Consider the following 11,217-nt stretch of genomic DNA (forward strand, 5'->3'; position numbering starts at 1 on the left):
ATGACAGGAAACATTCCAGCATCCATGCAAAAAATTATCAATCATGTGAAAGACTTTTTTCCGGGCGATGAGAAATTGCATCAGATGTTTGAACAATGCTTTGTTAACACATATACTACGACATTAAAAAAGCAGGAGGATGGTAAGACCTTTGTCATTACAGGAGATATTCCAGCAATGTGGCTTCGAGATTCGGCTGCACAGGTTCGACCTTATTTATTAGCGGCAGAAGAGGATAAAGAAATAGCGGATTTGCTCGAGGGTGTGATTCGTCAACAGTTTGATTTTATATTACATGATCCATATGCAAATGCATTTAACGAGAGTGCAAACGGTAAAGGGCATCAAGCCGATCAAACAGAAATGACACCACATATTTGGGAGCGAAAGTATGAAATTGATTCATTATGCTATCCGATCCAACTGGCATATCTATTTTGGAAATCAACAGGACGAACTGCTTTTATAGAAGAAACGCTTAAACAAGTAATGGAAAATATTCTACATGTGTGGAGAACAGAGCAGGACCATGAAAATCTATCTGCGTATCGCTTTTCGCGTACTGATGTTCGTCAGTCTGACACCTTAATTCGGGATGGGAAAGGTGGGCATGTTGTATCAACTGGTATGACTTGGAGTGCTTTTCGTCCAAGTGATGATGCCTGTACCTATGGTTATCTCGTCCCGGCAAATATGTTTGCAGTTGTTGTATTGGGCTATGCTGCAGAAATGGTTGACCAAGTACTAAATAATGAATCATTGAAAGAACAGTGTTTGGAAATCCGTGATGAAATGAAGCAAGGGATCGAGACATATGGCAAGCTCCATCATCCCATTCAAGGAGATATGTATGTATATGAAACGGACGGAAATGGTCGTTTCAATTTAATGGATGACGCTAATGTTCCGAGTCTTCTAGCTGCTCCTTACTTAGGCTATCTTACTTATGATGATACGGTTTATAACAATACACGTCAGTTTCTATTAAGTAGAGAGAATCCGTATTATTATGAAGGGAAAGATGCCAATGGTATTGGAAGTCCCCACACACCTGACCATTATATTTGGCATATTGCACTTGCAATTCAAGGAATGACAACAACAGATGAAGCTGAAAAACAACGTATATTAGCTTATTTTAAGAAGACAGATGGTGGAACTGGCTATATGCATGAAGGCTTTAACGCTGATAGCCCAGAAGAATTTACTAGGGATTGGTTTGCATGGGCAAATAGCATGTTTAGTGAATTCGTATTAAGTTTAACTGGAAAAGCTGTAAAAGGAAGTCCACTCGATCAACAATTAATAAGAAATAATAGCAACTAGACATAAAGCAAGCCATTCAGACTTGCTGTTAAAAAAGGGGAGAATACAATGAAAAAAGTACCTTGGATGATCGTCGTTTGTGAATGGATATGGAAAGGAATATTGGCTAATTGGTACTGGTTTGCTTTTACAATCTTAGGATTGGGGGTTTTTGGCTTTTTCCCTGCGTCAATTGCCTTATTTTCTGTTGTACGGAAATGGATGAGAAACCATACAGATGTACCCGTGTTCCAGGAATTTAAGCGTGTTTACTTTAAGGAATGGAAAAGAAGTAATAAAATTGGCTTCGTTTTCTATGGAATCGCCCTTTTCCTTTATGTTGATATCCAAATTGTAGATCAGTTAATGACAGGCTTTTTAGCAAGTTTCCTTTTCATTTTTCTATGTATTCTCTTGTTTATATTATTATTGGCTGTTGGTTATTTCTTTGCAATTTATGCACATTATGAACTATCAAATAAAGCTTATATTAAGCAATCCTTTTTGTTTGCACTAACTAGTCTACCTACTAGCCTTTTAATTATAATGGGTCTTTCACTGATTGGTTATATGATCAATGAGAATCCAGGTCTGATACCGTTTATTTCTGCAGTTGTACCTGCGTTTTGGATGATGCGAGTTTGTTTAAGTCGATTTACCGCTTTTGAAAAACGAACACAACAACCTGAATAACACTGTAATTTAAAACACATAACTGGAGTAATATGTAATTATACATTATTCAAGTGTATGTCATATTTCGATGGAAATGAATAAAGTTCATATCGAGTTACCTTGAGCGCATGGCGACGACTCCTGCGGGAAAAGCATGCGTCTTGAGACCCCACAGGAAGTGGGTTTCTTCCGAGGAGGCTCAAGCCATGCCCGCGGAAAGCGTCCGCCAGCAGTGAAAGGTAACGGAATTATCAAGCAATGAATTTGCAAGTGAGCAATAACCATATCAATAGGCTGAAAAAAATTAAAATATATTATAAAAGGAGGAATGAGGATGAAACTGAACATAAAAGGAGATATATCTTCTGTAATAGAAGGCTTGCAGATTATAGCTAATGAGCTAAATATTGAACTTTCAACAGAAGGTCACCCCATTCAAGTTAATAATAAAAAAGATTGCTTAAGCGTTGCTAATCAAGATGATCAAGGAGCAATCACTTTTGATAAGCCAATTCACTTTTTTCGAGCATTAGGCATATGGTTAGAGCAATTTAAGGAAAAAGGTCAATTCTCTCTATCAGAAGAGGTACAGTTTCATATGTCTGGTGTGATGCTAGATGCATCACGTAATGCAGTTCCGACTGTTTCAGATATTAAAAAGTTGCTACAAAAAATGGCTATTATGGGATTAGACAGTCTAATGCTATATACCGAAGATACATACGAAGTAAAGGAACATCCCTATTTTGGATATATGCGAGGACGTTATACAACAGAGGAGTTAAAAACGTGTGATCATTATGCTAGCCAGTTAGGAATTGAAATGATTCCATGTATTCAAACATTAGGTCATTTACGCGAAGCAATAAAATGGAATTACGCATCTAACTTTAAAGATACAGACGATATATTATTAGTAGATGAACCGGAAACATATACGTTTTTGGAAAACTGTATAAAGGCGACTGCTGAAGCGTTTAAAACAAATCGTATTCATATTGGCATGGATGAAACCTTTCAACTTGGGCTTGGTAAATATTTAGAAAAACACGGATTTGAGAACCATATTACTATTATGAACCGCCATCTACAAAAGGTAGTTGCACTTACAGAAAAGTACGGTTATAAACCAATGATTTGGAGCGATATGTATTCCCCGTTATTTTCAAAAGATAGTAACTACCGTGATGAAAACGGCCAAATTCGATCGGATATTCTTGCTGGCATTCCAGATGTAGAACTTGTTTATTGGAATTACTATGATAACGAACAAAAAGTCTATGAAAATAATTTTAAGCATCACAAGGAACTAGGCCGTACGCCTATTTTTGCCGGTGGAGCATGGACTTGGAATGGTATTGCACCGAACTATGGCAAGGCTGTTGCTACCACGGAAGCTTCTATGAGAGCTTCTAAAAAAGAAGGGATTAATGAGGTTTTTGTGACGCTTTGGGGGGATAATGGAGCAGAAACACCGTTTTCTACTGCGTATCCAATACTTCAATTGTTTGCTGAACACACCTACAATAAGGAGGTTTCATCTGAACAAATAGATAGACGTTTTGCCTTTTGTTGTGATGGAAAATTTGATGATTTTATGATTTTAAAACAATTGGATGAAACACCAGGTGTGATGAAAGATAATATGAATATATCTATGACGTCTAAAGTGACATTATATCAGGATATTTTAATAGGTTTATATGATGAAAATATTCGCGGACTAGAACTTGGAGAACATTATAGAAATCTAGTACCAGCAATTGAAAAAGCAAAACAGAATAACCACAAATGGAAGCGCTTATTTGAATTTTATGAGCAATTAGCACGTGTTTTGAGTGTTAAGGTGGAAATTGGTCTTCAATTAAAAGAAGCTTATGATAAAAAAGATTATGAACAAGTTAAATCATTTCTATCTAAATTGGACTGGATTCAAACCAATGTGGATATACTTCGCAGATTGCACCGTGACATCTGGTTTGAAGCGTATAAGCCATTCGGCTGGGAAGTAATTGATATTCGTTATGGTGGCATCATAACAAGGATTGATTCTGTGAAATATCGTATAAATCACTGGCTAGAAGGAAAAATTGAGCGTTTGGAAGAGCTAGAGGAAAAACGTTTGCCTCATGATGGTCCATGGGAAATTGTAGACGGATTAGTCGGAGGTAATATTTACCATAGAATTGTAACAGCTGGTAATTTCTCTTTATAAATAAAAGGAACTGGGGTGAAATCGTGTTTTTAACCCAAAGAAAATTTGAAGCACGAATTAACGAATTAGAAGGATATCGCTATCGTGATTGTTTTCATATTAATTATTTTTATACACACGATGATGAAGGTGACATTGGCAAATATCCACCCAAAAGTTACGATGAAAAAAATCGTATGGAAGTAGGTGACTATTGGAAAGGACGGGATCGATATCTATGGTTACGAGCTGATATAGATAGTCACTTACAATTTAAAGACAAACAAATCGTTGGACTTTTCTCATTTGGTAAGACCGGCGGAGGAAACAATGCTGGTTTTGAATCATTGTTATTTGTGAACGGCAAACCATATCAAGGTGTTGATTCCAATCATGAAGAAGTTCTCTTTAATAAAGAAATCAATACAACCCCACTTCAATTAGATTTTAGACTGTGGTCTGGTCTTGAAGGTGGAGGTGTTCCAATTGAAAATGAATTTAAATTGCAAATGGCGAAAATCGGCTGGTTAGATAAACAGGTAGACCAGCTTTATTACACGCTACTAGCTGCTTATGAAGTATTAACGGAAAGTAATGAAAGTGATGCGCATTATTCTATTTTAAAGAATATGATTCAAGATGCACTGCAGATTATTAATTGGACTGATCCAGGTAGTAATGCATTTTATACTTCGTGTTATAAAGCAGAAGCTAATTTAAGTCAAGCGGTTCAAGCCATCGAGAAGCAATCAGATATTACCATTCACGCGGTCGGACATACCCATATTGATGTGGCTTGGTTATGGCGATTAAGAAATACAAGGGAAAAATCAGCCCGTTCCTTCTCAACAGTATTACATTTAATGAAACAATTTCCTGACTACTTATTCTTGCAAACACAGCCGCAGCTTTATCAGTATATAAAAACTGATTATCCTGAAATTTATCAACAAATAAAAGAAAAAGTTGCGGAAGGTCAATGGGAAGTGGGTGGGGCGATGTGGCTAGAAGCTGACTGTAATATCCCAAGTGGAGAGTCACTTGTCCGACAAATCGTGCACGGGAAAAACTTTTTCAAAGAGGAGTTTGGTGTCGACTGCCAATATTTATGGTTACCAGATGTTTTCGGTTATAGTTGGGCATTGCCACAGATTTTGCAAAAAGCAGGCATTAAGACAATGATGACCACAAAAATTAGCTGGAATCAATATAATCGCATGCCTCATGATACCTTTTACTGGAAAGGGATGGATGGCACAGAGATCTTAACCCATTTTATCACTACACCAGAACCTTGGAATGATTCCGACTCTTGGTTTTATACGTATAACGGTTTTATTACAGCAAAAACAGTAAAAGGGGCCTGGAATGGTTACCGTGATAAGGATCTATCTAAAGATCAACTGCTTTCTTACGGATATGGTGATGGCGGCGGTGGTGTGAATCGTCATATGCTTGAAATGCGTCGTAGGTTTGATCAATTACCAGGTATGCCAAATGTTAAGACATCAACAGCAGGTCGTTTTTTCGACAAACTACATGATAATGTAGAACAATCAACAGGTTATATTCATAAATGGGATGGTGAACTTTATTTAGAATATCATCGTGGTACATACACAAGTCAGGCGTTTATTAAAAAAATGAATCGCAGACTTGAACTTTTGTATCGTAGGGTAGAGTTCTTAACATCCTGGCTATCAGAGGATAAAATTTTAGAAAGTAATAAACAGCTGAAAAATGGGTGGGAAATAATATTACGGAATCAATTCCATGACATTATCCCAGGTTCATCGATTCGTGAAGTGTATGAAGATGCAAAAGAAGAGTATGTGGAAGCGCTCCGATTGGTAAAGGATCTGGAGTCAAACATTATTGAAAGCGAAATGGAAGAGGCAGACGATTCGGTTGTTATCTTTAATACAACACATCAAACAGGGAAAAGAAATGTGTTCATTTCGGAGTTTACCAATGTCGATGCTGGCGTGTGGAAGGATGATAATGGCAATGTATTGCATCATCAAAAGCAAGAGAATGGCTGGCTCGTTGAAGTTGATCATTTACCGTCTTTTGGTGTAAAACAATTGTATTTTGAACCATTGCATACGGCAAAAGAGTCACCAGTTAGCTTTACCTATTGTGATAGAAAACTAGAGACACCGTATTATCTGGTCAAATGGAACAAAAGTGGTCAAATTACAGAGATTTATGATAAAGAGGCACAGCGCCAAGTGTTAGCTGATGGGTGTAAAGGAAATGTGCTACAAATTTTTGAAGATAAACCGCTAGCTCACGACGCGTGGGACATAGATATTTTTTATCAAGAAAAAATGGAGGAAGTTAGTGATATTGCTTCGTTTGAAGTGGTAGAAGCTGGACCACTGACCTTTAGTGTACTTGTCACTTGGACATATCATCGCTCTACTATTTCTCAGGAAATAATTTTTTATCATAATGACCGTCGCATTGATTTTAAAACAGCTATTGATTGGAGAGAAAAAAGAAAATTGCTGAAAGCTGCATTCCCGGTTGATATTCGAGCAACAGAGGCTACGTATGATATTCAATATGGTAATGTGAAGCGTCCTACGCATTGGAATACAAGTTGGGAGATGGCTAAGTTTGAGACTGTTGGGCATCAGTGGGCTGATTTATCAGAACCAGATTACGGTATTAGCTTGCTGAATGATGGTAAATATGGATATGATATAAAAGAGAATATGATGCGACTAACTTTATTAAAAGCTGCGATGCATCCAGACCCAGAAGCTGATCAAGGACAGCACTCCTTTACTTATTCTCTATATCCTCATGTAGGCGATTGGCGTAAAGCAAAGACTGTAGTAAAGGCTTGGGATTTAAATGACCCTGTATTAACTGTGAAAGGAAAATGGGCGGGTAATCAATCCTTTATTGAAACAGATGCAGATCATGTTTGGATTGATGCAGTTAAACCCGCATACGATGGTAATGGTGTGATTGTTCGTCTGCATGAATATGAAGGACGTAGAGGTAATGTACCTATTTCCGTTCGGAAAGATTTCACATCATGGGTGGAAACGGATTTAATGGAAACACCAACAGCAGAAGCATCCGACTCACCTATTGAGATAGAAGTAAAACCTTATGAGATTAAGACAATTAAAATATTCCTTTAAAAAGTAATATACTCCCCTTAAGGTGGCAGATTAAAAAATAAAAATCTGTCGCTATAATAAGGGGAGTTTTTTGTGTGAAAGAGATTGTTTAAATACATGAGTAAACGTAAAATTTAGTGGCATATTTTTAAAAATGGAAAAATGATAGATCAAAATTTTTCATTTCTAAGATTTTTGCAGCTAATCCTAAATTAATCAACTATAAAATAGCGCTTACAAGGTTTAAAATATAAATATGAAGGCGCTTACATACCAATTAACTACTTTATCTACTTGTTGAGTGAAAAACGATTATATCCTAATGATTACTGGTAATTATGATTGGATTAATGGAAACATGGATATGTTGAAATCAATCTAATGTAGCAGTGAATAGTTTGTTACATTTAAATAATCAAAATGCCGAAATTCTATCAGATGTGAAGGAGGAGAAACATGAAAAAAATTGCACGCGATATATACACAAATCGAACATGGCTTCTTATGGTTTTACCGGGAACGATTTGGCTACTTATATTTGCCTATCTACCAATGTTTGGGCAAGTATTAGCTTTTAAAAAATTCCGGATAGATCCAGACGGCTTCTTTGCAAGTGTTATTAATAGTGAATGGGTGGGTTTTGAGAACTTTAAATATCTATTTAGTACAAATGACGCTTGGATTATTACGAGAAATACACTTGTGTATAATACTATCTTTATTGTATTAGGGCTTGTATTTGCAGTAGCAACAGCTATTTTACTTAGTGAGATGTTGAATAAAAGGTTGTCCAAATTTTATCAGACTTCCATTCTATTCCCTCACTTCATCTCTTGGGTTATTGGAAGTTACTTTGTTTTCACTTTTTTAAGTGCAGATTATGGGTTGTTAAATTATGTACTAGGATGGTTCAACATTGATCCTGTCTCATGGTATAGCGAACCAACATATTGGCCATTTATTATCGTATTTATGAGTCTGTGGAAGGGTGTCGGTTATGGAAGTATCGTTTATTTAGCATCTATCGTTGGAATTGATCGAACGTATTATGAGGCAGCCATGATTGATGGTGCATCCAAATGGAATCAAATTAAGAACATTACGATCCCAATGCTAAAACCGTTAATGATTATCTTAACAATTATGAATATAGGTAAAATATTTAATTCGGATTTTGGTTTATTTTATCAAGTACCAAGGGATTCAGGCGCATTATACTCCGTCACAAATGTAATTGATACATTCGTTTATCGAGGGTTAATGAATTTAGGTGATATTGGCATGAGTACAGCGGCAGGTCTTTATCAGTCAGTTGTTGGCTTTATTCTTGTTATTATCACGAACTATATTGTAAGAAAAATTGATGAAGAAAGTGCCCTGTTTTAATTGGCACTATGCTTTCTAAGAAGGGGGGAACGGCCACCTGGCCTTTCATATGTCAAAACTTGCTAACGACCAAACACCGATTGAACATTCACATTCATCAGCAATAAAGAAAGGAGGTCGGACCAAGACCATGAGGAAAAAATATCGAGATCCTCAACATCTACACCCATTCGTAAATAAAATTATTACTGTATTGTTAGGTATTTTGGCAATTGCATGTATATTCCCGTTCATTTATGTTGTTATTATCTCTTTAACTAGTGAAGAAACTATTGTGAAAAATGGATTCCAGCTCATACCAGAGGCTTGGAGTGGTGAGGCATATCAATACTTATGGAGTATGAAAGGGCAGTTGTTTCGGTCTTATGGTGTAACAATTTTTGTTACTGTTGTCGGAACAGCCATTAGTGTATTAATGATTACTTTTTATGCATATGCCATTTCAAGGCCGCAATTTAAGTACCGACGATTTTTTACCATGTTTGCTTTCTTTACCATGCTTTTCAGTGGTGGTTTAGTACCAATGTATATTGTCGTAACCCAGTTCCTTGAATTAAAAGATACGGTGTGGGCATTGATTCTACCACTGACGATGAATGCTTTCTATATTATTATTATGAGGACATTCTTTATGAAATCTGTATCTGAGTCGATTCTAGAATCAGCCCGCATTGATGGCGCTAGTGAGTGGCGAATCTTCTTCCAGATTATATTCCCACTTTCATTACCAGGGATTGCGACAATTGCATTATTTAGTACACTTGGCTATTGGAATGATTGGTTTCAAGCGCTACTTTATATCAATGATCCTGATTTAGTACCGCTTCAATCGTTACTAATGAAAATAGAATCAAATCTCGAGTTTATGAGAGAAAATATGGACGTAGCTAACATGCAACAAAGTTTGTTTAGCACGATCCCACAAGAATCAGCAAAAATGGCTATGGTTGTAATTGCCACCTTACCAATTGCGGTATCGTATCCGTTTTTCCAAAAGTACTTTATAAGCGGACTTACTATTGGTGGCGTTAAAGAATAAACAACAAAAAAGAGGAGTGAGGAAATGAAGAAGAAGTTGGGGGTTTTATTAGCGTTATTCGTATTAATTGGTATGGTACTTACTGCGTGTGGTGATGAGAAAAGCACAGCAAAAAATGGAGAAGACGGGGAAACATATGAAATTAAATGGTATACCGTTGGAACGCCACAACCAGATACAGAGAAAGTATTTGAAGAAGTGAATACGTATATAAAAGATAAAATTAACGCTACAGTAGAAATGACACAAATTGACTGGGGTGATTGGGATCAAAAATCTCAAGTAATGATCAACTCAGGTGAACCATTCGATATTATTTTTACAAATGGAACAGACTATATTCAAAACGCACAAAAAGGTGCATTTATAGCAATTGATGATATGTTAGATGATGAAGGAAAGGATCTTAAAGATACCATTAATCCAACGCTTTTAGAAGGGATTAAAGTTAACGGTAAAATATACGGTGTTCCTTCTAATAAAGAGGCAGCAAGACAAACCGTCTATACATTTAATAAACGTCTAGTAGAAAAGTATGATTTCGATATTTCAAAGGTTAGTAAGTTAGAAGATCTTGAACCAATGTTGAAAGTGATTAAAGAAAATGAGCCTAGTATTACACCGATGGCAACATTTAATGCTTATCTACCATATGATTATATCTTTAATCATGAAATGCCGTTTGCAATCCCATTCGAAGGGGACACAGATAAAGTAATTAATCATTTTGAATCTGATTTAACGATGGAAACATATAAAACGATGCATGAATATTTTAACGCTGGATACTTGAAACAAGATGCAGCGACAAGTAAAGATAGTTGGCCAATGGATGTAGAAAACTGGTTTGTTCGTATGGGAGATTCTCAGCCATATGCTGATCTACTATGGAGCCGTGCAGCTAAGTATGATGTTGTTTCCGTTCCTGCTGAACAACCTGTTACTATTAATGACTCTGTATCTGGTGCCATTCAAGCGATCTCGGCAACTTCAGACAACCCAGAAAAAGCAATGGAATTCTTAAATCTACTTAACACAGATCCATACCTTCGTAACCTTGTCGATAAGGGAATCGAGGATGTGCACTATACAAAGAATGAAGATGATGTCATTCAAGATCTACCAGCACGAATTGAACGTTATAACGTACCAACGTATTCTTTAGGAAATCACTTTATCTTGTATCTATATGAAAATGATCCTAAAGATAAGTGGGATAAATTCCAAGACTTTAATGAATCTGCTACAGAAGCACCAACACTTGGGTTCCATTTTAACAGTGATCCGGTTAGAACAGAGCTTGCAGCCATTACTAATATTTCTAATGAGTTTTACCCAGCATTGGCAACAGGTTCTGTAGATCCAGAAGAATATCTCCCTAAGTACAATGAAAAGTTAAAAGACGCAGGGCTTGATAAAGTGTTACAAGAAATCCAAAAGCAATTTGATGAGTGGAAAAGTAAGCAATAACAATAGATGAA

7 protein-coding genes are annotated in these 11,217 nt (G+C 36.5%); all 7 read left to right on the forward strand.

Translation table 11 applies throughout. The features are described from left to right. The 7 genes from BN1058_RS00395 to BN1058_RS00425 all read left to right on the forward strand — a co-directional run bounded on the left by BN1058_RS00395 (window position 1) and on the right by BN1058_RS00425 (window position 11,206). Window positions 1–1,326, forward strand: coding sequence for a glycoside hydrolase family 125 protein (locus BN1058_RS00395; RefSeq protein ID WP_090851239.1), 1,326 nt, complete (start codon window positions 1–3; stop codon window positions 1,324–1,326). A 48-nt stretch (window positions 1,327–1,374) separates the two neighbouring features. Further along, window positions 1,375–1,998, forward strand: coding sequence for a YesL family protein (locus tag BN1058_RS00400; protein WP_090851242.1), 624 nt, complete (start codon window positions 1,375–1,377; stop codon window positions 1,996–1,998). A 316-nt stretch (window positions 1,999–2,314) separates the two neighbouring features. Continuing rightward, a complete protein-coding gene (locus tag BN1058_RS00405; protein WP_090851245.1) occupies window positions 2,315–4,195 on the forward strand; it encodes a beta-N-acetylhexosaminidase in 1,881 nt (626 codons plus the stop codon). 23 nt (window positions 4,196–4,218) lie between these two features. Next, window positions 4,219–7,332: an alpha-mannosidase gene (locus BN1058_RS00410; protein WP_090851248.1), complete on the forward strand. Its 3,114-nt coding sequence runs from the start codon at window positions 4,219–4,221 to the stop codon at window positions 7,330–7,332. A 435-nt stretch (window positions 7,333–7,767) separates the two neighbouring features. After that, window positions 7,768–8,697 (forward strand): ABC transporter permease, encoded by a 930-nt coding sequence (locus BN1058_RS00415; protein ID WP_090851251.1) that lies wholly within the window; start codon window positions 7,768–7,770, stop codon window positions 8,695–8,697. A gap of 130 nt (window positions 8,698–8,827) precedes the next feature. Continuing rightward, a complete protein-coding gene (locus BN1058_RS00420; protein ID WP_090855818.1) occupies window positions 8,828–9,736 on the forward strand; it encodes a carbohydrate ABC transporter permease in 909 nt (302 codons plus the stop codon). A gap of 24 nt (window positions 9,737–9,760) precedes the next feature. After that, the gene (locus BN1058_RS00425) at window positions 9,761–11,206 is read left to right on the forward strand and encodes an ABC transporter substrate-binding protein (protein WP_090851254.1); all 1,446 of its coding nucleotides are present in this window, start codon (window positions 9,761–9,763) and stop codon (window positions 11,204–11,206) included. The last annotated feature ends 11 nt before the right edge of the window (window positions 11,207–11,217 follow it).

This window comes from Paraliobacillus sp. PM-2, assembly GCF_001368815.1.
GTDB lineage: Bacteria > Bacillota > Bacilli > Bacillales > Amphibacillaceae > Paraliobacillus.